The 22,685-nt window shown below is 53.2% G+C and carries 22 protein-coding genes; 15 read left to right on the top strand and 7 right to left on the bottom strand.

Annotated elements, in window-relative coordinates; translation table 11 throughout:
• Nucleotides 1-2: 2 nt before the first annotated feature.
• The 5 genes from AC2FLB_RS08725 (at nt 3) to AC2FLB_RS08705 (ending at nt 5,088) form a co-directional block, all read left to right on the top strand.
• Complete coding sequence (locus AC2FLB_RS08725; protein ID WP_496697160.1) at nt 3-374, top strand: MmoB/DmpM family protein; 372 nt, start codon at nt 3-5, stop codon at nt 372-374.
• Nucleotides 375-461: 87 nt separating this feature from the next.
• Nucleotides 462-1,484 (top strand): amidohydrolase family protein, encoded by a 1,023-nt coding sequence (locus tag AC2FLB_RS08720; RefSeq protein ID WP_496697158.1) that lies wholly within the window; start codon nt 462-464, stop codon nt 1,482-1,484.
• A gap of 4 nt (nt 1,485-1,488) precedes the next feature.
• Nucleotides 1,489-2,292: an iron-sulfur cluster assembly protein gene (locus AC2FLB_RS08715; RefSeq protein WP_496709072.1), complete on the top strand. Its 804-nt coding sequence runs from the start codon at nt 1,489-1,491 to the stop codon at nt 2,290-2,292.
• A gap of 66 nt (nt 2,293-2,358) precedes the next feature.
• Nucleotides 2,359-3,996, top strand: a complete 1,638-nt coding sequence (locus AC2FLB_RS08710) for a molecular chaperone GroEL (RefSeq protein WP_496702055.1) — start codon at nt 2,359-2,361, stop codon at nt 3,994-3,996.
• Nucleotides 3,997-4,044: 48 nt separating this feature from the next.
• Nucleotides 4,045-5,088, top strand: a complete 1,044-nt coding sequence (locus AC2FLB_RS08705; protein WP_496697152.1) for an NAD(P)-dependent alcohol dehydrogenase — start codon at nt 4,045-4,047, stop codon at nt 5,086-5,088.
• 101 nt (nt 5,089-5,189) lie between these two features.
• On the opposite strand, the gene AC2FLB_RS08700 is transcribed toward AC2FLB_RS08705, so the two are convergent.
• From AC2FLB_RS08700 to AC2FLB_RS08675, 6 genes are all read right to left on the bottom strand, one after another.
• On the bottom strand, nt 5,190-7,133 hold the full coding sequence (locus AC2FLB_RS08700) for a sigma-54-dependent Fis family transcriptional regulator (RefSeq protein WP_496697150.1): 1,944 nt from the start codon (nt 7,131-7,133) through the stop codon (nt 5,190-5,192).
• Between the two features lie 143 nt (nt 7,134-7,276).
• The gene (locus AC2FLB_RS08695) at nt 7,277-7,759 is read right to left on the bottom strand and encodes a hypothetical protein (protein ID WP_496705251.1); all 483 of its coding nucleotides are present in this window, start codon (nt 7,757-7,759) and stop codon (nt 7,277-7,279) included.
• A gap of 301 nt (nt 7,760-8,060) precedes the next feature.
• Complete coding sequence (locus AC2FLB_RS08690; RefSeq protein WP_496703037.1) at nt 8,061-9,632, bottom strand: GMC family oxidoreductase; 1,572 nt, start codon at nt 9,630-9,632, stop codon at nt 8,061-8,063.
• A gap of 16 nt (nt 9,633-9,648) precedes the next feature.
• Complete coding sequence (locus AC2FLB_RS08685; RefSeq protein WP_496697144.1) at nt 9,649-10,173, bottom strand: twin-arginine translocation signal domain-containing protein; 525 nt, start codon at nt 10,171-10,173, stop codon at nt 9,649-9,651.
• 18 nt (nt 10,174-10,191) lie between these two features.
• A complete protein-coding gene (locus tag AC2FLB_RS08680; protein WP_496709071.1) occupies nt 10,192-10,587 on the bottom strand; it encodes a VOC family protein in 396 nt (131 codons plus the stop codon).
• 109 nt (nt 10,588-10,696) lie between these two features.
• Nucleotides 10,697-10,990, bottom strand: coding sequence for a ribbon-helix-helix domain-containing protein (locus AC2FLB_RS08675; protein ID WP_496697140.1), 294 nt, complete (start codon nt 10,988-10,990; stop codon nt 10,697-10,699).
• Nucleotides 10,991-11,511: 521 nt separating this feature from the next.
• On the opposite strand from AC2FLB_RS08675, the gene AC2FLB_RS08670 reads away from it, so the two are divergent.
• From AC2FLB_RS08670 to AC2FLB_RS08660, 3 genes are read left to right on the top strand one after another with little or no spacing between them, the layout of a single operon-like run.
• Nucleotides 11,512-12,480 (top strand): TRAP transporter substrate-binding protein, encoded by a 969-nt coding sequence (locus AC2FLB_RS08670; RefSeq protein ID WP_496709070.1) that lies wholly within the window; start codon nt 11,512-11,514, stop codon nt 12,478-12,480.
• 5 nt (nt 12,481-12,485) lie between these two features.
• Nucleotides 12,486-12,965: a TRAP transporter small permease gene (locus tag AC2FLB_RS08665; protein WP_496703044.1), complete on the top strand. Its 480-nt coding sequence runs from the start codon at nt 12,486-12,488 to the stop codon at nt 12,963-12,965.
• A 4-nt stretch (nt 12,966-12,969) separates the two neighbouring features.
• Entirely contained in the window at nt 12,970-14,259 is a 1,290-nt protein-coding gene (locus AC2FLB_RS08660; RefSeq protein ID WP_496709069.1) for a TRAP transporter large permease, read from the top strand.
• A 17-nt stretch (nt 14,260-14,276) separates the two neighbouring features.
• Here AC2FLB_RS08660 and AC2FLB_RS08655 read toward each other — a convergent pair whose 3' ends face one another.
• Nucleotides 14,277-14,915, bottom strand: coding sequence for a TetR/AcrR family transcriptional regulator (locus tag AC2FLB_RS08655; RefSeq protein ID WP_496702039.1), 639 nt, complete (start codon nt 14,913-14,915; stop codon nt 14,277-14,279).
• A 331-nt stretch (nt 14,916-15,246) separates the two neighbouring features.
• On the opposite strand from AC2FLB_RS08655, the gene mhpA reads away from it, so the two are divergent.
• Genes mhpA through AC2FLB_RS08620 form a run of 7 tightly spaced genes read left to right on the top strand, consistent with a single transcriptional unit; the run spans nt 15,247 to nt 22,664 of the window.
• Nucleotides 15,247-16,893, top strand: a complete 1,647-nt coding sequence (mhpA, locus tag AC2FLB_RS08650; protein ID WP_496709068.1) for a bifunctional 3-(3-hydroxy-phenyl)propionate/3-hydroxycinnamic acid hydroxylase MhpA — start codon at nt 15,247-15,249, stop codon at nt 16,891-16,893.
• Nucleotides 16,890-17,963: a maleylacetate reductase gene (locus tag AC2FLB_RS08645; RefSeq protein WP_496709067.1), complete on the top strand. Its 1,074-nt coding sequence runs from the start codon at nt 16,890-16,892 to the stop codon at nt 17,961-17,963. Before mhpA ends, AC2FLB_RS08645 begins: the two co-directional genes overlap by 4 nt.
• 41 nt (nt 17,964-18,004) lie before the next feature.
• Nucleotides 18,005-19,270 (top strand): ABC transporter substrate-binding protein, encoded by a 1,266-nt coding sequence (locus tag AC2FLB_RS08640; protein WP_496702034.1) that lies wholly within the window; start codon nt 18,005-18,007, stop codon nt 19,268-19,270.
• A gap of 59 nt (nt 19,271-19,329) precedes the next feature.
• Nucleotides 19,330-20,049 (top strand): ABC transporter ATP-binding protein, encoded by a 720-nt coding sequence (locus AC2FLB_RS08635; RefSeq protein WP_496709066.1) that lies wholly within the window; start codon nt 19,330-19,332, stop codon nt 20,047-20,049.
• Nucleotides 20,046-20,759: an ABC transporter ATP-binding protein gene (locus AC2FLB_RS08630; RefSeq protein WP_496709065.1), complete on the top strand. Its 714-nt coding sequence runs from the start codon at nt 20,046-20,048 to the stop codon at nt 20,757-20,759. Before AC2FLB_RS08635 ends, AC2FLB_RS08630 begins: the two co-directional genes overlap by 4 nt.
• Nucleotides 20,756-21,619 carry a branched-chain amino acid ABC transporter permease gene (locus AC2FLB_RS08625; RefSeq protein WP_496709064.1) on the top strand — a complete coding sequence of 288 codons (864 nt, stop codon included), beginning with the start codon at nt 20,756-20,758 and terminating at the stop codon, nt 21,617-21,619. The genes AC2FLB_RS08630 and AC2FLB_RS08625 overlap by 4 nt, the downstream gene beginning before the upstream one ends.
• Nucleotides 21,620-21,647: 28 nt before the next feature.
• Nucleotides 21,648-22,664, top strand: a complete 1,017-nt coding sequence (locus AC2FLB_RS08620) for a branched-chain amino acid ABC transporter permease (RefSeq protein WP_496709063.1) — start codon at nt 21,648-21,650, stop codon at nt 22,662-22,664.
• Nucleotides 22,665-22,685: the final 21 nt, after the last annotated feature.

The raw sequence follows: 22,685 nt of genomic DNA, 5'->3' as shown, positions 1-22,685 counted from the left end.
CGATGTCGAGTACAGCACGCGACGCTTCAAAACAAAACATCTTCAAGCCGATGAACGAAATCAAGTTTGAACAGACCATTTCGCACCAGTGCGGTGTGACCATGAATGACTCTGTTGAAGCCCGGGCGATTGCCGAGTTCATGGGCGAAGATCCCAAAGTCACAGTAACCCACAACCCTGCGACCATCCGTGTCGACGGCGAGGGCAAACTGGTTTTCAAAATGGATGAGATCAGTGAATTTCTGGGTCGCGAAATGACTGCGGAAACTTTCGAAGTCAACACGTCCACTCATTATGGCCGGATGGTCCGGGTCGATGACAACACCGTCGTCCTGTTTGGAAACATGGACGACGTCTTCGAATATATCGAGTGACAAAATCGATGTGCGAACCCGGCTTTGCTCGGGTTCGCATTCCCAAACTTCACGGCGTGAAAATTCAGACTACCTGAGGAGGAATCGATGTTTAAAACCAAAGATGGCAAAGAAATATTCGTGGTCGACGGTCACACTCATTTTTGGGACGGCAGCCCGGAAAACCAGAGCAATATTCACGGTAAGCAGTTCATTGACTGCTTTTATGCTTACCACACCAACCTAAGCCCGCCGGAACAGCTGTGGGAAAAAGGACGGTTCGAAAAGTACTCGGAAGACGATGTCTATCGGGATCTGTTCATCGATGGGCCTGATGATGTGGCGATCATCCAGTCGACATATCTGCGCGACTTCTACAAGAATGGTTTTTCTAGCATTGAGCGCAGCAGCTCAATGGCCTCGCGCCATCCTGAGCGCTTTATCGTGAACGGGTCATTCGATCCGAGAGACGGTGAGAAAGCGCTGGAATACATCCATTACATGAAGGAAAACTTCGATATCCAAGGTGTCAAAATGTACACCGCTGAATGGAACGGAGAAAGCAAAGGTTGGGCCCTCAATGACCCTGCCGCTTACAAGTGCTTTGAACTGTGCGACAAGCTGGGTATCAAGAATATCCATGTTCACAAAGGTCCGACCATCATTCCGCTCAGCATGGATGCGTTTGACGTTCGTGATGTGGATTATGCCGCTACCGATTTCCAGAATCTGAACTGGATAATTGAGCATTGCGGATTGCCGCGCTTGGATGATTTCTGCTGGATTGCGACGCAGGAAACCAATGTCTACGGCGGTCTTGCCGTTGCCATGCCGTTCATTTTCACCCGTCCCAGGTATTTCGGTGAAGTGATGGCGGAACTGCTGTTCTGGATCGGCGAGGATAAGATCCTGTTCGGCTCGGACTATGCAATCTGGACCCCTCAATGGCTTGTTGAGCAATTCTGGGAGTATCAGATCCCTGAAGACATCGCCAAAGAACGCGGCGTTCAACTGACCGATGAGATCAAAGAAAAGATCCTGGGTCTGAATGCAGCAGCGCTTTACGATATCGATGTCGAAGCTAAGAAGGCTGAGCTTAGCGCATCACCAGTGCAGATCGCGGCGGAGTAAGCCGATGTTTTTGGAGATGCACAAAGATGAGCTGGAGTTGGAGATTTGGCAACGTCTCGATCTGGTCACGGATCCTGAGTTGGACGAACCGATCACCGATATGGGGTTTGTCGAACTTGTTGATGTGAACATCGATTCAAAACTTGTAGAGGTGGAATTTCGGCTCCCGACCTATTGGTGCTCTCCAAATTTTGCTTTTCTCATGGCGTTTGATATTCGCCATGAGCTTTGCAAGCTGAGTTGGGTTCATAAGGTGAGAGTCACCCTTAATGATCACTGTTTTGCAGATCGAGTGAATGACGGCGTTAACGGTGAGAAAGACTTCACCGAAGTGTTCGCTGAATATTGTAATGGTGATGATCTCAATTCAATCCGTGCGAAGTTTCTGGAGAAGGCATTTATACGCCGTCAGGAAACCGTATTGCTTGGGTTGGAAGCCAAAGGTTTTTCCAGGCCCAAGATCGTCAACATGACACTTTCAGAATTTGACGCCATCGAGTTTTCCGGCGGTGAGGAGTCTAAGCAGAAACCGCGTTACCGCGAATTGCTGCTGTCCCAAAACTTGGCAAAATCAGCAGAAGATCCGGCTTTTGTCACTTGGGAAGGTGACCGTCTAACAGCGGCTGGATTGCGCGATTACCTGGGTAAGCTCAGGGGTGTTCGCATCAACATGGAGTTCAACGGCGCGCTTTGTCGGGGGCTTCAATCCACACGGTACAAGGAGGTTGAAATTGGTGAAGATGGACCGACATTGATCGATTTCATTCAGAACCGGGTGCCACCAAGAGTTTCTGAAGCCCGCAGCTAAAAACGTTTCACGCGTAACCGTCAACATAAGAAGCCATCGGTTCTAAGCCGATGGAAGGGAGAAGTCATGGCAAAACTACTGATACACAACGGAACAGCACGGCGGGCGCTCGCCAAGGGTGTTTCCAAACTGGCCGCGGCAGTGGAGCCGACCCTTGGTCCCAAGGGGCTGAACGCGATGATTGACCGGCCCGTCGGCACCCCTTTGGTGACCCGGGACGGTGTATCCATCGCATCCGAAATTGAGTTGTCCGACCGGTTTGAAAACATGGGTGCCCAAGTGGTCCGTGAAGTGTCGATGCAGACCAATGAAGTCGCGGGCGACGGTACGACCACTGCAATAGTTCTGGCCAATGCGTTGATCCAGAAAGGCGTCGAATTGACCGCCGAGGGTGTCAAACCCGTGGATTTGTGCAAAGGCATAGAGCTGGCTGTACACAAAATCATCAACGCGCTGGATGAGGCATCGCGATCCTGCGACGACAACCCCAGCTATCTGGAATCCGTCGCGCGGGTGTCCGCAACAGAACCTGAACTGGGATCGTTGGTTGCCGAAGCTTTCAAACGTGTAGGGAAAGAGGGTGTAATCACTGCCGATTTCGGGGTGACGATCGACACAACGCTTGAGGTGGTCGAGGGTATGTCCTTCGAGCGGGGCTATATCTCACATCATATGGTGACGGACCGTGAAAACATGGAAGCGGTCCTGGAGAATCCGCTGATTTTGATGACGGATCAAAAAATCCTGCGTCCTGAGATTCTGGATAATGCAAGACGCATTGCCGACGAACAGAAACGACCTTTGTTGGTGATCGCTGAAGAAATTGCGCCAGAAGTCGTGATCTCGTTGATGGACAATAACGGTGCGGGCAAATACCTGATTGTGCACCCACCCGAGTATGGTCACTGGCGCGCCGCGATGATGGATGATCTTGCGATCATGACCGGCGGTGAAGTGCTTGCGCGTGACCTTGGCAAAAAGATCGAAAACGTCACATTGGCACAACTAGGTGGTGCTCAAAAGGCGCGGGTTACATCCTCTCTGACCAGCATACTGAAGGGTGACGGTGACCCGGCTGCTGTGCGCGCTCGACGCGCGCAGGTGCAGCGCCAGCATGACGCCGCTCCGCCGAATATTGAGCAGGACAAGTTGCGTGAGCGTGTGTCCAAACTATCCGGCGGAACTGCTGTTATCTATGCCGGTGGTTTCACACCTGTTGAACAAAAGCGCAAAATTCAGTTGATCGAGGACTCCCTCTGTGCGGTTCGCGCGGCCTCTGAAGATGGGGTCGTCGCAGGTGGTGGAACGGCGCTTGCTCAGATTGGCTCGGTCCTGGAAGGCATCGTTTCGGCGAATGACGGCGATGTCAGCAAAGGTGTTGAATTGGTTCGCTCGGTTCTGACCCGTCCAGTCGAACGGATCGCCAGCAACGCCGGCGCGGATCCGAATGCAGTGATTGCATCCATTACGGCCGGTCCAAGAGGGCACGGTTTTGATGCGTCAAAGGGCGAGTTCCGAGACATGTTTGAAGCAGGAATAATCGATCCCGTTCGTGTCACTGCCAGTGCCTTGGTCAATGCGACATCAGTCGCAACGCTGATCCTGACCACTGAAACACTGGTCGGTGACCTGTCAGAAGGTGAAGCCGATCCGACCGAAGGCCCGGCCCTGGGTGGCGGTGCCGAATTGTTGGGCCGCCCGTAACCTATCGCATTTGAAGACCCGAAAATAAGTTAAGAAAAGGAATGAAACATGAAAGCCGCACGCTTGTATGATTACGATCCGGCCATGAATGTTCAGCTAAAGATCGAAGAGGTCGCTGCCCCAACGGTAAATTCTCCGGATGAGGTGATTGTGAAAGTCGGTGCCGCAGGTTTGTGCCGTACTGATTTGCACATCATTGAAGGCGTCTGGAAAGATATCATGGATGTCGAAGGCAGCCTTTTGCCTTACATTATGGGCCATGAGAATGCCGGTTGGGTGGAAGATGTTGGCAGCAACGTGACCTCTGTCAAACCCGGTGATGCGGTGATTTGCCATCCACATCGCAGTTGCGGGATCTGTTTAAACTGTCGGTATGGCCACGATATGTATTGTGATCATGGCTTGTTTCCCGGCCTCGGTCTGGACGGCGGATTTGCAGAGTATTTCGTTACAAACGAGAGCTCATTGATCAAGTTGAACACCAATGTGACTCCTTTGGAAGTTGCCCCTATGGCTGATGCGGGCATTACTGCATATCGCGCCGCAAAGCGTGCGGCCGAACTGGTTTACCCAGGCGCATATGTCACTGTTCTGGGCGTTGGTGGCCTAGGGCATATTGCGATTCAGTGTTTGAAGAACCTGTGCGGCGCCCGAGTTATCGCAGTAGACCGTGAGCCAGGCGCGCAGGTTCTGGCCAAGGAACTTGGTGCCGACATTGTTCTTGATGGTGGTCCGGATTTGATCGAACAGGTCATGGATGTCACTGGCGGTGGTAGCCATGTTGTCATCGACTTTGTCGGCGAGCTTGGCGTCGAGAACATTTGCTGGAAGCTTTTGCGGCAAGGCGGCGAACTGATCGTTGTGGGTTATGGTGGTAAGATCGAGATCCCGACTGTCGACCTGGTAGTCAATGAAATCAAAATCGGCGGTAGCCTGGTTGGAGACTATACCGAACTTGTAGAGTTGATGGAGCTGAATGCCGATGGGTTGGTGAAGATGCACCAGACTGAGTATTCGCTTGATAACATCAATCAAGCGATTGACGATTTCAAAAACCGCAAGTTCACGGGACGCGCTGTCATCGTTCCTTAGAGTCGCAAATAACAGCCTAATTAGGGAACCTGTTCTGTCCGTCTCCCCATGGAAAATCGGTCCCTAAATGCGGCGGCAGATCTGATCTGTCGCCGCATCTATTATTTCCCGCGGCCAAGACCGTACAGGTTTATCTTCCGGTACAAAGTTGGGCGCGAAATTCCGAGTGATTGAGCCACCTTCGTCAGGTTCCCATTTTCCTGCTCAATGGCACGTTGGATGGCTTCGGATTCGATTCCATGCAGATTGAAATTGGTGGATACATTCCGGGGTGTATTCCCAAACATGCTGTCGCTTGGTTCGGGGCTGGAAATCTCTTCGGGTAGATCGGCGAAAGATACCCTTGCGGTACCGTGCAACAGGCAAAGCCGTTCGACTATGTTGCGCAATTCACGGACATTTCCAGGCCAATGATAGCTTTGAAGAGCGGCCATGGCATCTTGATCAAATTGCAGCGGTTCACGATCAAAATTCGCCGACAGTTTTTGATTGAAATGTTCAGTCAGCAAGACGATGTCCCGCCCACGTTCACGCAGTGGAGGTACATCGATGACTATGGTGCCAATTCGATAGAAAAGATCCCTGCGGAACCGGCCGGCTTCGATATCTTGCCGAAGGTTTCTGTTTGTCACCGCCACCAGTTGAACGTCAATCGGACGGCGTTTGTCACAGCCAATTCGATAAAGCGCCCTCTGCTCTAGCGTGCGCAGCAGATATGTTTGCAGCTCGGGTGGCATGTCGCCAACTTCGTCCAGGCAAAGGACACCGCCATTTGCCAGCTCAAACTTTCCGGGCCGACCTTCACGTAAGGCACCGGTAAAGGCCCCGGCAACATGGCCGAACAGTTCACCCCCGATAAGTTCACCCGAAATCGCTGCACAGTTGACGGCAATGAAGGGGGCTTTTTTATCGGCGTGATGGCTGTGGATGAGACGGGCGAACAGTTCTTTTCCAACGCCTGTTTCGCCCTGAACAAGAACCGTGACGTTTGCCTTTGCGGCCCGGTGGGCGAATTCGATAGCTTCCAACATCTTAGGACATTCGCCGAGAATTTGGATCTCGTCTTCTTCAACGCCATGCCGTGGCCGAATAGTGATCCCAGTGGATCGTGTAGGTGTCGGGGAAGTTCTTTTCTCTGGAAGTATTAGTGCCGCGCCTTGAATCTGCGTTCCGGACTTAAGAATATCTATCTCAATACCGCTCAGTGAAGATGGTAATGCTGCGACCAGATCCCCGTCCGTCATATCTGGCGTCCAGGACAAAAGCTGTTTTCCGATCGGTAGGCCGCCAGTTTTCAGAATAGGTTCAACCTCGGTATTTCGACTGAAAACAATCCGGCCGGTTGAATCCAGCAAGACGACAGTGTCGTCTGTGCTGCGCGGCTTTTGCAAATCGATAAATGCCTCAAGCAAATTGGTTCGTTCTTCCCTTTGTTGTTCTGCCAGAGCGATTTCAATTTCTTTTGCGGCGGCCACAACCAGCGCTAAATTATGGGGGCGAAAAATATCCAGTGGTCCCGACAGATCGACGACCCCTAAGACTTGCCGGTCAAGCGGATCAAAGATCGGAACACCGGCACAGGTCCAGGATTTGATGCCCTGACAGAAGTGTTCTGACGCGTGCACATAGGTTGGTTTTCCTGTGCGCAAAGCTGTGCCGATACCGTTTGTGCCAATGACATTTTCGTCCCAGACACCGCCTACTTCCAGTTGGATATCACGCCCTTCGTCCAGGGTTTTATCATCACCAATGGCATCGATTATTGTTCCGTTTCGGTCGGTCAAAAGAAGGACAGCACCGGACTCTGACAAATGGGGGCCAAGCCGCAAAAAAGCCGAGCGCGCAGCACGGCATAAAGAAGCGTTTTTCCGCTTCAATTCGTCTACGCGTTCGTCGCCAATTTTTTGCGGTGTGCCCGCCGGCGTCAGTGCGTTGATGCCTAAATCTGTGCACCTCGTCCACGAGTCCAGAATTTCCCGTCTTACGGTTTTCTCGACTTCTTCGGACTTTCGCCCAGTGTCGACGAAAGCTTCCCAAGCGTTCATTGTCGCTCTTTGGTCGCTGTCGTTGCTGACTTGCGTGAGGGGGGTTTTGGGGAAGGTGGAGGATCTGTTTCGCATGTTTTTCTTTCACTGACACCACCTCTAATAGATAGGCGGTTCAAAAAACGGCTACTTCTGGGATGGCCTCAAAGTTCGAGACGACGTGTTATGACATCTGCGAGCTTTTCCTTTATTTCATCAGACTCGATTACGATGTTGTTCAGGTCGCTCAAAACCTCTGTGACATCATCGGGGAGTGGAGATACAAACCCATTTTCTTTGGTCGCCAGAGCAAAGAACTTTACGCCATCATTTACGCGTATTTGTCCTAGGAACTCCATTTGTTTACCAGAGTTCGCATCCATAACAAAAACACGTTCATTTGTACTGATGCGAACGACGGGATTTAGTTCCGAGGGCGCAGATGGACCGCCAAAGACATGGATGTTCAGGCCCTCCGGCTCTGGTTCTTTTTTGGCGTTTGCCATGGCAGCGCGGGAGCGAGAGTATCCGCCGCCGCTGATTTGATCTGCTAATCGACGAATGGTTGCGCCGTTCCCTTGCAGAAGGCGCCTTGCGTCTTGGTCTTCACGGCGCGGGCCGTCTTTTTTCGAGAAAATATCAACCATGCCTAATCTCGCAGTTCCCTGTTTGTTCGGTTCGCCAAAAAAACAACGGGGCAACAACCGTGACAAAAAGCGATATGTTTGTCCGCGTGCTATTTTGGCTTTTTATTATGTATCTTAAACTAGCGATTTCAGCCTTCTGAGTCTAGGCTGAGCACCGAATACAACGATGAAATGCCCTTAAAAACATGGGCTCTGGCATAGTTTTTCTTGTATCTTCAAAATCCAGCGGATTCACGCTGAAATAATGCGATCCAAATATAATGTTTTGGTGCCCGGATTGCCCGGGCACGCAAATAAAGTTTCAGAGGTTACCCGCTGACATTTGTTCGGCAAGGTGGTCGGCTTGACGGATGGCAAGAGCCACAATGGTGAGTGTCGGGTTCTCGGCAGCGCCGGTTGTGAACTGCGAACCATCCGAGATGAAGAGGTTGGAAATGTCATGGGTCTGGCCCCATTTATTCACCACGCCGTCCCGCGGATTCTCGGACATTCGATTTGTCCCGAGGTTATGGGTGGAGGGGTAAGGTGGCGTCGGGAAGACCCGTGTCGCACCAACCGCTTCATAGACAGCAGCGCCTTGCGCATAGGCGTGATTGCGCATTGCAATGTCATTTGGGTGATCATCGAAATGTACATTCACGACTGGCAGTCCATGCTGGTCTTTCACTTCGTGGTTGAGCGTAACGCGGTTTGTTTCTTGTGGCATGTCTTCGCCAACGATCCACATACCGGCCATATTCTCGTATGAATCCAAAGCTGATGTGAATTCACGGCCCCAAGCGCCCGGATCCAAGAAGGCCGCCATGAATGGCAACCCAAGAGCCAGAGTTTCAAGTTCATAACCGCCGACAAAACCGCGACTTGGATCATGACGTGATTCATCTTGGATGATCCCTGCCATCGTGGTGCCGCGCCACATTTTCACGGGTTGATCGAAGACAGCATAGACCGAACCGGTCATGTGACGCATATAGTTCCGCCCCACCTGGCCAGAGCTGTTTGCCAAACCGTCAGGGAACATCGAAGAGGCAGAGTTCAAAAGCATTCTCGGGCTTTCGAACGAGTTGCCCGCAACACAAACTACACGGGCCTGTTGCATCTGAAGATTGCCATCTTTGTCGAAGTATTCGACGCCGGTGACTTTGCCTTCATCATTGTGCAGGATGCGTGCGACATGGGAGTTTTCGCGCACCTCTAGGTTGCCGGTGGCCTCGCCTGCTGGGATATCAGTGTACGCTGCGGACCATTTCGCACCCCACTTACATCCTTGAAAACAAAACCCGGTTTGTTGGCAGGCCAAGCGATCTTCGGTTTCGGCAGAGTTGATTGCCATACGACCGGTATTAACCTGCTCGTACCCAAGCGCCTTTGCGCCTTTTTCGAAGACGAGATAGTTGTTGTTTCCCGGCAAGCCGGCACGATCTCCGGTTCGGGTCACACCCAGTTTGTTTTCGGCTTTGGTATAGTAATCATCCAACTCGCGCGGGTCGATGGGCCAGTCCAATAGGTTTGCACCCTGAACGTCACCATAGGTCGTCGCGGCCTTCCACTCGTGGTCCTGAAAGCGCAGCGACGCTCCGGCCCAATGCGTTGTGGTGCCGCCAACGGCCTTGACGATCCAGGCAGGCAGGCCAGAAAAATCCTTTGCAACACGCCAGTCACCCGATGTCGTTCGAGGGTCGACCCAGGCAAGCTGGCCGAAACTTTCCCATTCGTCATTTACATAATCTTCTGGCAGGTATCGCCCGCCAGCTTCGAGCGCGACAACACTAATACCTTTCTGCGCCAATTCGTTTGACAGAACGCCGCCGCCAGCGCCGGTTCCAATTACGACAACAACGCTGTCGTCGGTGAGATCAAAAGGTGCCGTCATGGTGCCATCTCTCCCTTTAAAGCCAGTTGATGTCGTTGAAGCCTCGGTCGATGTACCCCCCGAACTCGAAAGAGGAGCCCTCATACCCAAAAATTGGCCAAACGGCTTTTTGGTTGTAAAGACCGGTCACAAGACCACCGCGAACTGTCTGGAAAAACGGGCTATCTTCCATGCTGCGCAGAATATCGACGCGATCGCGTTCCCAGCCGGTGTCCAGGTAGCTGTCATATCCCTTGCCCTGTGCAGCCGCGTTCAGGGCGTCTATACCGGCCTCGACAGATGCTGCGGCTTCGTCGGTGTCATATCCTTTGACCGCGACCACGTAGAATTCGTCACCCACTTTGTCGTGCGGGTAGATATCGCGTGCCATCTGAACCAGCGTTGCAAATGTCTCGGGCTTTAGAACTGACGTTTCGACGGCCCAGGCTGCGTTTGGTGCGGCGATGAATGTTGCACCGACGACGAAGGACGCGCCTATTGCTGTCGCATTGGACAAAAGCTGTCGACGTGTCAGCCCCTTTCGGCGTTTTAAACTCTCCATCTTTTCCTCCCTTTGATTTTACTGAAAGCGACCGGACCGTTCGAGAACTTCAATCTCATAGCCATCCGGGTCGGTGACAAAGAAGAAGCGGCCGACAAGTCTGCCGTCCGGGGCAAACTCGACGAGCTTACGTGGAGATAACCCTTCGCGTTCGAACCGCGCATGTTCTTCATCAAGGTTGTCGACAGACACCGCAAAATGGCCGTAGCCATTTCCAAGCTCATAGGCTTCGGTCTGGCCTTTGTTAATGGTCAGTTCCAGCTCGAAACTGCTTTCAGGGTTGCTGAGATAAACGAGCGTAAAATTCTCGAAATCAAGACGATCGGCGACTTTGAGGCCGAATGCTGTGTCGTAGAAGCTGACGGATCGTGCCTCGTTCAGAACACGTATCATCGAGTGTATTGCTTTTGCCAAAGCCCGCTTCCCCCTTCTGTTGTGACAGAAGCAGTCTACAGACCATCATTGGCTAGGCAGGTAGTATAGGCTTACTACCCTGCAGAATTTATATTCTAAGACTCCGAGGTTATTCCGCGGCTACCGCTGGCTGTTCATCATGGGTAGAAATCTCCATGAATTTCAAACAGGCACAGCGTAAAAGCGACGTAAAATTAACGGGTTCTCCGCGAAGCTCCAGAACTTCGCTATGCAGCTTCGAGATGAAAACCGGTGTCGTCATCCCGTCATTATCCGCAATCGTATCAATGACTTGCCAAAATGCGTTTTCGAGTCTGATGCTCGTGCTTTGGCCATTAATACGAATGCGTCGCGTTGCGCTCGCATAACGTTCCGGGTCTTGACCGGCAAATACCTGGCACATGCGCATTCTCCCTTCGGTTTCTTTTCTAGTCTGCACAAAAACCGAAGTTTTGCATCTTTTTTGACAAGCGCGATGCGTCAGACTGGCCAGGATGACCGACCTAAGGCGGATTCCTCAGGTTAGATTGAGTGCCTTGTCCTCGCTCACTAGGTTTGGGAGCTGTCTCGGGATTTCCATTTCGGCAACCTCTTAGTAGTTATTTGATACATATCCAATAGGGTATCAAAGGGGCAAAAATTATGTATTTCACACAATGTTTTCTACGACATTAGGCTACAATCGTTAGCCGAATTGGGGGCCGTTTTGGCTAATAGGTTCGAAATGCAGAACAACGCTATCGATGTGCCGTCAGCTTGCAAGGCTTGCCACATCTCTGATGCGCCCAATGTGAATTCTGAGATCGGCCCAGGAAACAACCGCGCCAATGGCTGTCCAGTTTAGAGAGATGCCGATTGGATTAATTCAGGGTTGTTTGAAACCGAATACGGAGGGGAAAACTCATGGGAATGCTTGCGAGATTGATGAACGGTACTATTGCATCACTGACGTTAAGCGCAGGCGCTGCATATGCAGCAGATGTCACACTTTTGTTAGGTCATACCGCACCAACGAATTCGGTGTTTCAGGAAAGCGCCGAGATTTTTGCCGAGACACTGGACACCCTATCCGGCGGAACGGTTGCCGTGGATATTGTCGGCGGCGGCGCAATGGGGGGTATTCCGGATCACTGGGCTCAACTGCGAGCCGGTGATCTGGATCTGCATCTGTTTGAACTTGTCGGCGTCAGCTTCATGAAGGAAGCGTCGGACTTTTCAGTACTCTTCGCGCCTTATCTGTTTGAAGATCAAGCGCATCTACACCGGTTTACAGAAAGCGAGCTGTTCAAGGCCATGATGGACCGCGCTGACACTGCGACCGGAATTCATTATGTCGGGTATGTTGGCGATCGCTATCCACGTGCGGTTTCCACTCGTGATATTGAAGTTGTCAAACCCGAAGACCTTTCGGGCCAAAGGGTGCGTGTGGCCATGCACCCGGCTATCGTAGCCACCTATGAAGCGTTTGGTGCGGTGCCGACACCGATCCCGTCGCCCGAACTTATGATCGCTTTAAAAACCGGAACGGTAGATGGTCAAGATCAAGGTCTCGTAGACTACCTTGACGCGGGCTATGATGAGGCCAGTCCCTACTACGCGCCAATCAATACCGTCCATGCCGGCATGGGGCTTTGGATGTCAGGCGGAAAGTGGGACACACTTACAGAGGAGCAAAAGGGTTGGGTGACCGAAGCCGCAACTGTCACTTCTGCGACTATAAACGCGGCCGGAGAAGCCCGGATGGAGGCCGCTCAGGCGCTTGCGGCGGAGCGTGGTGTCACGATTTCGACGCCGGATATTGAGGCCTTTCAGGAGGCCATAGCCCCAGTCATCGAAAAACTTGACGGAGAGATGTGGCCCGCTGGGTTGTACGACCAGATCAGAGGTCTCTGAGGTTCATGTTGCACGTCGTTGATTGGTCTAAACAGATCGACACCTCCCTTACATGGTTTTTGCGGGCTGTGCTGGGGGGGCTTTTGGTCGGGTTGGTGTTGCTGGAGTCTACGCAGGTCATTCTGCGCTACTTTTTTGCGCTGGGGTTGCCTTGGGCAAGAGATGTTTCAACAATCGGGTTGATGTGGTTGGCTTGGCTGGGCGCCCCGCTGTTGTGGATGAAACGTTCGCATATATCCGTCGATTTCATACCTGTGCCAAACATCCGGTCCCTGCGCAGGGTAGGGCAAATTGTTTTACAGCTTTCCATGGCGGTGAGCGGTGGGTTCCTGTTGTATCACGCGTCTGAGGCTGCGGCCCGCTATGCGCAGATTGATCTGACATCAATACCTGGCGCGCATGCAAACCAGAAGTTCTTTCCAGTGATGGTGGGGTCGTTTTTACTGATCTTGGTCAGTATCACGGCACTCGTTCAAAAGGACTGAAGCCGTGTTAGAGACTGCGTTTACCGTAGCCGTAATGATTGTCCTGATGCTGCTACGGTTTCCGGTGTTTTATGCGATGGCACTTTCGGTCGTAGCTTTTGCGTTTGTCTATGCACCGATCATGCGCCCCTCGGTCGTGGTGCAGGGATTGGTTCAGGGCCTCGACAATTCCGCCTTTACGGCGCTGGTCTACTTCATGGCTGTTGGCACAATCATGAACGCCGGAGGCATGAGTGCGCGATTGCTGGATCTCGCCCGGACTCTGTTGGCGCATATCCGGGGTGGATTGAGCCATGCCAATATCGGGTCGAGCATGATTTTCGCCGGTATCTCAGGCTCTGCCATAGCTGATGTCGCCGCAGTTGGATCAGTAATGATCCCCGCAATGAAACGCGATGGGTATAGCCCTGCCTACGCGGCGGCGGTGACTGCAGCCTCTGCGACCATCGGAATTGTCATTCCCCCCTCAATTCCGATGGTCGTTTTTGCGCTGTTTACGGGTGCAGATATCACGCGACATTTCGTGGCTGCGATTTTGCCCGGGATTCTCATGGGGATTTTCCTTTTGGGCGTATCGATCGTCGTTTCGATCAAGCGCGGATATCCCGCTCAGCGTTGGCAGGGCTGGCGTGCGGTTTGGGTCGCATTGCGGCGCAGTATCCTTGCGCTGATCCTGCCAGTTGTCGTCATTGGAGGGATGGTATCTGGCTTCGCAACTGTTTCAGAAATTGGTTCGATTGCCGTACTGTATTCGATAATTGTCTCACTTCTCATTTATCGCGAGACGACGCTGCGCAGCTTTTGTGCGGCGCTTGGGGATGCGGCGATTGACAGCGCCAAGGTCCTGATCATCGTCAGTGTGTCCGGTGCATTCATCTGGATCACCGCACGCATGGGGGTTGGGGCGCAATTCGTTTCAATGGTGAATGGGATTCAGCCCACTCCGACAATGTTTTTGGCGCTTGTGGCGGTTTTTATGCTGATTCTGGGGACGGTACTGGACCCGGTGATCATCACAATCGTTGTGGCCCCGATTGTGGCACCTACAGCGATCATGGCGGGGGTGGATATAGTTCAGTTTGGACTTGTGGTGGTCCTGGCCGGTGCGATTGGTCTGGTTACTCCACCGGTTGGCATTTTGCTGTTCGTGACCGCTGCCCAGTCTGGTGCCAGAGTTGGTCAGGTCGTGCGTGAAGCCGGAGTGTTCCTAATCGCATTGGCTGTCTTGCTGGCCCTGGTCGTTTTCTTCCCTGCGTTGACCTTGTGGCTGCCGAACCTCATGCTTGGGCAGTAGGCGTTGAAGCGTAGGTGCTATTGACCACTGATTTCCGGACGTGGACGCGCAGCCAGCTCAACCGCTGCATTCTTGCCAATTCCCGTCATGCACAAAAGTTGGGTGATGATTTGGCTTTTGCTGCTGTGAGGGACATTGTCATTGGTTATCGCAAGGGCGGCACCAATCAGGGCATGTGTGGTCAACCTCCAGACCAGCTCGGCATCAGAGACCTGAAATCGACCGGCCTGTGAGGCCCGCCTCAAGTCGCGAATGGCGAAGGGACCCATCATCCGGAACATCGTGTCTGATATGACCTCAGATCTGTGCAAAAGCTGTTTCCAGTGCGTGTCGCCTGTTGCTGTATCGAGCACGGTTCTAATACCAAAGGCGTAGACCTGGGCGGGGTCGTCGAACGTGTCCGTGACCTCTTCGATCCTCAACGCCAGATCATGCATCAGGGTTTCCAAAACGGCGATTGCCAATTCGTCTTTCGATTTGAAATAGCTATAGACTGTGCCAGCGCCGACATCTGCCTTTTCGGCAATCTCCAACATGGTCGCGGCATCGACGCCGCGCTCGGACATGATTTCACGAGCAGCCCCAATCAGCGCCTGTTTATTTCGACGCTGACGCTTTGCAACTCGGCCCTCCTTAACGGGGATCATTTCGCTCATTTTGAGTTCCGCCTGACAATAATCGAATCATATTCAATTTTGAATTTTGCCACAACTTCTTTCACAACCATTGGGAAAGTTGAAGCCTATGGATTGCTTCTGTCGTATTTTTGGATCTCACCCTAAAACGCCGGAATGCGATCATAACTTACGATAAACAAACAATAATATTTCTCACCTTCACTGGAAAGAGTGGCCTCCAATAGCGAATAGTATCCAAACTTGACGAGCATTCGAAAACGATCTAGCGTCAAGAAGAGGTAACTTTTTGGCCGTCCCAGCCCGTTTAAGGGCTCTGGTTGAACGGCTAAGGGCTTAGGAGGAGACAAAGATGACCCATCCCGCGACCAACAGTGATTTCGATACTGATGTTGCAATTGTAGGTGCTGGTCCGGTTGGCACCATGCTGGCCATTCTGCTGGGCCAGAAGGGGAAGAAGGTCACTCTGGTTGAGCGGTGGTCCACGCATTACGGCCTGCCGCGTGCGGTTACATACGACCACGAGATTGCCCGCATTCTGGCGTCCCTTGGAATCGATTCTGAAACCGATTCAGCGATCAACTGTCATGATGAGTTGTATTACTGGCGCAACCGGGATGGTCAGAACCTGCAGATTGTTGACTGGCAGAGCCAATCAGCCAGCGGCTGGCGCGTGCGTTACTGGTTCAACCAGCCGCTGCTTGAAAAGCGCTTGCTGAAGATTGCCGGTGAAATCCCCGACGTAACAATCTTGCGCGGTTGGGACGGCGTTGCTCTGGATCAGGATAGCACTGGCGTGTCGCTGTCGCTTAAGCAAAACCCCGAAGAATTTGGGCCCGACGGAGAACGCAAAGTCATTCGCGCGAAATTCGCCGTTGGAACCGATGGCGCGAACAGTTTCGTGCGCGAAAGCTTAGGTATCGAGAACGAAGACAAGGGTTACTTCTTCGATTGGCTCATCCTGGATATGGTCCCGCAGTTCGACTATTGCGCTTCACGCCCGGAAGATCCGGCGCAGTGGCAGCTGTGCGATCCAAAACGCCCAACAACGATTGTGCCAGGCGGGCCCGGCCCTGTCGAAGGTGGCCCGGATCGCCGGCGTTGGGAATTCATGGTTCTCCCTGGTGAGTCTGTGGAAGAAGTTCAGAAAGAGGAAAATGCCTGGAGGTTGTTGAAGCCCTGGGGGCTGACCCCGGAAAACTCTGAATTGGAACGCGCTGCAGTTTATCGCTTTCAGGCCCGCTGGGCCAAGAAATGGCATAGCGGCCGGTGCCTCATCGGCGGCGACGCTGCACACCTGATGCCGCCCTTTGCTGGCGAAGGGATGTGCGCTGGTTTGCGCGATGCAGTGGCGATGGGCTGGCGTCTGAATGCCATTCTTGAGGGCAAGACCGGGCTTGAAGTGCTGGAAAGCTACTCCTCAGAACGCATTGAGCACGCCAAACACTACATCAACTTCAGCCAGGAGCTGGGCAGCATCATCTGTATCAGTGATGAGAAGGAAGCGATTGACCGCGACGCGCGTATGATCGCCGATCTGAAACATCGGAACAATCAGCCGGTACCGACAGATATCTGCCATCTGGGCGAGGGTGTCTGGTGTGATGAAAGCGCTCATGCCGGTGAACTTTCTGTGCAAGGCGTTGTCGAATACAATGGAAACAACGGTCGCTTTGACCAGGCCGTTGGTCGGGGTTGGGTTCTGATCGGTTATGAGGCGGACCCGATTGCAGCATTGACTGAAACCCAGCGTGAGCAACTAGGAAAATTGGAAGGCTTCGGCGTTCAGATTGGTGCACCAGGCGGGCAGCATGATGTTGTCGACACCGAAGGGACCTATAAGGCCTGGTTGGAAGACATCGACGCTAAATATGTCTTGGTACGTCCTGATTTTTACGTGGCTATTACCGCCAACACACCGGAAAATCTCCAATCTCGTTTTGACAAGGTCATGTCAGCATTGCACCTGGATACGGCCGTTGCCGTAGCCGCTGAGTGAGGTTGGGCGCCATGTTTTCGGGGTTTACCTACAACGCAAATCCAGCGCGGATCGTATTCGGGCTGGGAGCATCGACCAATGTTGCGGCAGAAGTTTGCAGCTTGGGCTGTAGCCGGGCACTGGTTTTGTCGACGCCATTTCAGGCGAATGACGCTGAAAAACTGGCTGCGGATCTGGGCTCACTTGCCGTTGGGGTGTTCTCAAAGGCGGCCATGCATACGCCTGTGGATGTTACTGAGAAAGCCATGGCTGCCTATGAAGCAGCGAATGCTGACTGTGTTATTGCCTTGGGCGGAGGGTCCACTATCGGCCTCGGCAAGGCAATCGCCTATCGCAATGATACCCCTCAGGTCGTGATTGCAACCACTTACGCGGGATCAGAGGTCACGCCGATCCTCGGGCAGACTGAAAATGGGTTGAAGACAACTGTCCGTCACGCCAAGATCCTGCCCGAAGTTGTGATTTATGATCCCGAATTGACCGTGGGTTTGCCCGTAGGCATGAGCGTAACGTCGGGGCTGAATGCGATGGCGCATGCGGTCGAGGCTGTTTACGCTGAAAACCGCAACCCGGTGACCTCGCTTATGGCAGCGGAAGGTGTTCGCGCGCTACGAGACGCTCTGCCCGGCATTGTGGAGAACCCAAAAAACATCGAAGCACGCAGCGAAGCACTGTATGGTGCCTGGCTTTGTGGCGCGGTCCTGGGGACTGTGGGCATGGCTCTGCACCACAAGATTTGCCACACACTGGGCGGGACATTTGATCTGCCGCATGCGGAAACGCACGCGATCATGTTGCCACACTCAGCCGCATATAACGCGCCTGCTGCGGTTGATGAGATGCAACCGATCGCCGATCTGTTCGGTGGTTCTATTGGCGGAGGATTGTGGGATTTTGCGAAATCTCTGAATGCCCCGCTGGCACTGCGCGATTTGAATGTCAAGGCAGTCGATCTGGACCTCGCGACCGAGATTGCGACCCAGAATCCTTATTGGAATCCACGCCCAATAGAACGTCAGGCTATCAGGGAATTGCTGCAGCAGGCCTTTGAAGGTCGCCGACCAGAGTAACAGCCTGAAATACCATCAAATGCATCAGGGAGGAAACCAACATGCTGACACGACGCACACTTCTGAAAACAGGCGCGGCCGCCGGGGCCACCGCCTTGGCGATGCCAGCCCTGGCCCAGAACGGAACGGTTAAGATTGGCTATGTCAGCCCGCAGTCCGGCCCGCTCAGCGCATTTTCCGAGGCTGACAACTATGTCATCGAACAATTCATCAAGAACAGTGCCGCAAGCGGTCTGAATGTTGAAGTGATCGTCAAGGACAGCCAATCCAATCCCAACCGTGCGGCCGAAGTTGCGCGCGAATTGATTGTCCGCGATGAGGTCAATCTGATCTGTGTCGCATCGACACCTGAAACTACAAACCCTGTCTGCACCATTGCAGAAGCCGAAGAAATCCCGGTGATTTCTTCTGTGGCTCCGTGGCAGCCGTGGTTCATCGGTCAGCAAGGCAATCCGGGTGATCCGTCCAGCTGGCAGGAATTCGACTATGTCTACCACTTCTTCTGGGGGCTGGAAGACAACGTGTCCGTGTTCCTGAACATGTGGAACAGCATTGAAAGCAACAAGGTACTAGGGGCGCTGTGGCCCAATGATGGGGACGGGAACGCCTGGGCAAGTGATGTTGGCATGCCACCGGCTGCAGCGGCTGCAGGATATCAGCTGATCGATCCGGGTAGGTACCAAAACCTGACCGATGATTTCAGCGCGCAGATCAACGCTTATAAAAATGCGAACGCGGAAATTTTCACGGGCATTCCGATCCCTCCGGATTTCACCACGTTTTGGACTCAGGCGAAACAGCAGGGCTATAATCCAAAGATGGCTTCGATCGCCAAGGCATTGTTGTTTCCCGAAAGCGTTCAGCAACTTGGCGATCTCGGGAACAACTTGACCTGCGAAGTCTACTGGACACCTTCGTTCCCCTTCAAATCGTCACTGACTGGTGAAACCAGTGCTGAGCTGGCCGCCGGTTTCGAAACAGCGGCTAAGCGCAAATGGACGCAACCCGTCGGCTTTACACACGCCCTTTTCGAAGTTGCGGCCAGCGCAATTCAGCGCACCGAAGACCCAACAGACGGAGATGCATTGGCTGAAGCGATTGCCAGCACCGATCTGGAAACAGTGGTTGGCCATATCGGTTGGGGCAAAGACAACCTGCCACCATTTGCGCAGAAAAACGTGGCCAAGACACCCCTGGTCGGTGGCCAGTGGCGCCGCCAGGACAGTGGTGATTTCGAACTTCTGATCGTTGAGAACAGCAACGCGCCCGAGATCCCGCTCGACGGTACGCTCGAAACCCTCAACTAGCGCCTTTGAGCATCGGGCCAATCGGGCCCGGTGCCAATTCCTTTTGTTCGGAGATTCGAATGTCTATCCTGACACTCAAATCAGTATCCAAATCGTTTGGGGCTTTGAAGGTTACGGACGATGTGTCTCTGGACGTTCAGGCAGGGGAGGCTCTGGGAATTATCGGGCCCAATGGGGCAGGGAAGTCGACCCTGTTCAATCTGATTGCCGGGAACATCAAACCGGATGAAGGGCAGGTCTTTCTTGAGGGTGTGGACGTTACTCAGCGGACACCCATGGAAAGAGTTCATGCCGGGGTCGGGCGGTCGTTCCAAATTCCACAACCTTTTGCGCATTTGAGTGTCTACGAAAACCTGATGGTTGCCGCCCAGTTCGGAGGAGAATATCGGGGATACGAGGCAGGGACATTTTGCATGTCCATTTTGTCTGAAACCGGCCTTGAATCATGCGCACGCGATTTGGCGGGTGGTCTATCACTGTTGCAGCGCAAGCGCCTGGAATTGGCGCGGGCTATGGCGACCTCGCCAAAGCTGATCTTGTTGGATGAAATTGCCGGAGGTCTAACCGACGGTGAGTGTGTCGATCTGATCAAGACGATCAAGAACATCCACAGTCAGGGTACGTCGATCATCTGGATTGAACATGTGCTGCATGCTCTCAACTCGGTTGTCGATCGTCTTATGGTGTTGAATTTCGGTAAGAATCTCATGGTCGGAGGGGTTGACGAGGTCATGAACGCCCCTGCGGTCCGAGAAATCTATCTGGGGATTGAAGTATGACTGAGCCACTATTATCCACTCACGGACTTACGGCTCACTACGGTGATTTCCAGGCCCTGTTTGGTGTCGATATCGACATCAAGCAGGGCGAAACGATTGCCATCATCGGTGCGAACGGTGCAGGAAAATCCACACTGATGCGTGCCATCACGGGTCTATTGAAGAACAAACCGGACGCAATCAAACTTCGGGGTGAGAGCATTGGTGACCTCTCTGCACCAGAGGTGCTGGAGCGGGGGATTTCCATGGTCCCGGAAGGGCGACGGTTGTTTCCCTCTCTCACGGTGGAAGAAAACCTTCTGATCGGGGCACATACCAGAACCGGAAATGGGGTCTGGAACCTTGAGAGTGTTTACGAAGTCGTTCCTGCACTGAAGGACCGCCGGGATCATCCGGGTACCGCATTATCCGGTGGTCAGCAGCAAATGGTAGCGATTGGTCGGGCGTTGATGTCAAACCCGGATCTTTTGCTCTGTGACGAACTCAGCCTTGGGCTTGCACCTGTTGTCATCAAAGAAATCTATGCTTCGTTCCCGACGATCAAAGAGCGCGGAGCCTCTGTTGTCGTCGTTGAGCAAGATATTGGGCAAGCGATGAAAGTTGCAGACCGGGTGTTTTGCATGATGGAAGGTCGCGTGACGTTACAGGGCACGCCCGACGAGTTGTCGCGAGAAGAGATTCACAACGCGTATTTCGGGGTAAGCGCATGATCTTAGTCGACACACTCATTCAGGGCATTTTGCTTGGTGGCCTATATGCTCTGTTCGCTGCCGGGCTTAGCCTGGTGTTTGGCGTTATGCGCCTTGTCAACTTGGCACATGGTGATCTGATTGTACTGGCAGCATTTGTCATTTTGTCCATCGGCACGGCTCTGAATCTCGGCCCGTTTGTTGCCGTGATCCTCGCGTTTCCTATCATGTTTGCTGTGGGGTGGGGGCTGCAAACCCATTTGCTGAACCGTGTGCTGGGGGACGATATCCTGCCGCCCTTGCTGGTGACTTTCGGCCTGTCTGTGGTGATTCAGAATGGTTTGCTGGAAATATTCACAGCGGATAGTCAGAAACTGACAGCCGGGCCCATCGAGGCACAGTCTTTGGCGCTGGGGCCGGTTACCGTTGGGGTGATGCCTTTGCTGACCTTTGTATCCGCTGTTGTGGTTATCTTTGCGCTGAACCAGATCTTCTACAGAACCAAGCTTGGGCGTGCATTCCGAGCCACTTCGGACGACCGCGAGACCGTGGGTCTGATGGGGATCCGCCCCAATAACGTCTTTGCAGTCGCTACAGGTATTGCGATGGTAGTTGCCACGATTGCAGCCTTGTATCTTGGCATTCGCGCCAATTTCGATCCCAGCATTGGCCCCGCACGCCTTCTTTACGCATTTGAGGCGGTGATCATTGGTGGGCTTGGCTCGCTTTGGGGCACTTTGGCTGGTGGGGTGATTATCGGTGTCGCTCAGGCTTTGGGCGCTTCCATCAACCCCGAATGGCAAATTCTGTCGGGACATATCGCATTTGTCGCTGTCCTTCTCGTTCGCCCCCGCGGACTTTTCCCACGTTCCAAAGACTGAGGTACCCGCAGTGTCTGATCAAAAGAATATGACCCGCTTGCTTCAGCTTTTTGGCCTTGCTGGCATCGTACTTTTGTTTCTCGTGCCTGTCATTGGCTCCCGGGCCTTGGTGCAAGATCTGTTTGGCGTGCTGACGCTTTTGATCCTGGCGCAGAATTGGAATCTGCTTGCAGGATTTGCCGGGTTGGTATCCGTGGGCCAGCAGGCTTTTGTCGGCGTTGGTGCATATGCCATGTTCGCCTGCGTTATCCTGCTGGGTCTGGATCCTCTGATTGGCATCGCCGTTGGAGGTATCACTGCCATGATCCTGGCAATTCCAATGGCCTTCTTTTCATTCCGGTTGGCCGGGGCCTATTTTGCCATCGGAACATGGGTCATCGCAGAGATAACGCGCCTTTGCTTTGCCCAATGGAAAGCACTTGGCGGCGGTACCGGCACCTCATTGCCGAAAGGCACCACAAAAACCATGTTTGGCGTGCCTGAGATCAAAAGTTGGTTGGGTGGTAGTTCATCCGCCGCATCTGACGCTTTGACCTATTGGCTAGCACTGACCCTGGCCCTTGCAACCCTTATTGCGGCGTATCTTTTCCTAAAGTCACGAATGGGCCTGGGCCTGCAATCGCTGCGCGACAACGAAGAGGCTGCCCGGTCAGTCGGTGTTAATCCTACGCGTCTGAAAGCTTGGGTGTTCATGCTGACGGCTTTTGGTACCGGTCTTTGCGGTGCACTTCTGTTCATTCAGATTACACGGGTTACACCCGAGGCGGCATTCTCGGTGGTGGATTGGACCGCTTTCGTGATCTTTATAACCGTGATTGGTGGAATCGGAACACTGCCGGGACCGATCATCGGTGTGATCGTGTTCTATTTCCTGCAACGGGCCCTTGCTGATTATGGCACGGTCTATCTGATCGTTCTGGGCTGTCTCGGGATTGCCGTGATGCTATTCGCCCGGCGCGGATTGTGGGGGGTGTTCACTGAAAAAACCGGAATTGAGCTTTTGTCTCTGCGACAGCTGCCCCCGGAAGAAAACCAAGCGCGCTGACACACACAAATATAGAGGTAT

The organism is Ruegeria sp. CDSA236 (genome assembly GCF_059611285.1).
Note: the sequence above shows the minus strand (reverse complement) of the source record. Positions and strands in the feature narration are given on the sequence as shown.

Coding starts and splice junctions, on each gene's coding strand:
- AC2FLB_RS08620 (WP_496709063.1), top strand. CDS start 21,648: ATGACCCGCTTGCTTCAGCTTTTTGGCCTTGCTGGCATCGTACTTTTG.
- AC2FLB_RS08670 (WP_496709070.1), top strand. CDS start 11,512: ATGAACGGTACTATTGCATCACTGACGTTAAGCGCAGGCGCTGCATAT.
- AC2FLB_RS08665 (WP_496703044.1), top strand. CDS start 12,486: ATGTTGCACGTCGTTGATTGGTCTAAACAGATCGACACCTCCCTTACA.
- AC2FLB_RS08710 (WP_496702055.1), top strand. CDS start 2,359: ATGGCAAAACTACTGATACACAACGGAACAGCACGGCGGGCGCTCGCC.
- AC2FLB_RS08675 (WP_496697140.1), bottom strand. CDS start 10,990: ATGTGCCAGGTATTTGCCGGTCAAGACCCGGAACGTTATGCGAGCGCA.
- AC2FLB_RS08705 (WP_496697152.1), top strand. CDS start 4,045: ATGAAAGCCGCACGCTTGTATGATTACGATCCGGCCATGAATGTTCAG.
- AC2FLB_RS08635 (WP_496709066.1), top strand. CDS start 19,330: ATGTCTATCCTGACACTCAAATCAGTATCCAAATCGTTTGGGGCTTTG.
- AC2FLB_RS08725 (WP_496697160.1), top strand. CDS start 3: ATGTCGAGTACAGCACGCGACGCTTCAAAACAAAACATCTTCAAGCCG.
- AC2FLB_RS08625 (WP_496709064.1), top strand. CDS start 20,756: ATGATCTTAGTCGACACACTCATTCAGGGCATTTTGCTTGGTGGCCTA.
- mhpA (WP_496709068.1), top strand. CDS start 15,247: ATGACCCATCCCGCGACCAACAGTGATTTCGATACTGATGTTGCAATT.
- AC2FLB_RS08715 (WP_496709072.1), top strand. CDS start 1,489: ATGTTTTTGGAGATGCACAAAGATGAGCTGGAGTTGGAGATTTGGCAA.
- AC2FLB_RS08640 (WP_496702034.1), top strand. CDS start 18,005: ATGCTGACACGACGCACACTTCTGAAAACAGGCGCGGCCGCCGGGGCC.
- AC2FLB_RS08655 (WP_496702039.1), bottom strand. CDS start 14,915: ATGAGCGAAATGATCCCCGTTAAGGAGGGCCGAGTTGCAAAGCGTCAG.
- AC2FLB_RS08690 (WP_496703037.1), bottom strand. CDS start 9,632: ATGACGGCACCTTTTGATCTCACCGACGACAGCGTTGTTGTCGTAATT.
- AC2FLB_RS08700 (WP_496697150.1), bottom strand. CDS start 7,133: ATGAACGCTTGGGAAGCTTTCGTCGACACTGGGCGAAAGTCCGAAGAA.
- AC2FLB_RS08630 (WP_496709065.1), top strand. CDS start 20,046: ATGACTGAGCCACTATTATCCACTCACGGACTTACGGCTCACTACGGT.
- AC2FLB_RS08685 (WP_496697144.1), bottom strand. CDS start 10,173: ATGGAGAGTTTAAAACGCCGAAAGGGGCTGACACGTCGACAGCTTTTG.
- AC2FLB_RS08720 (WP_496697158.1), top strand. CDS start 462: ATGTTTAAAACCAAAGATGGCAAAGAAATATTCGTGGTCGACGGTCAC.
- AC2FLB_RS08695 (WP_496705251.1), bottom strand. CDS start 7,759: ATGGTTGATATTTTCTCGAAAAAAGACGGCCCGCGCCGTGAAGACCAA.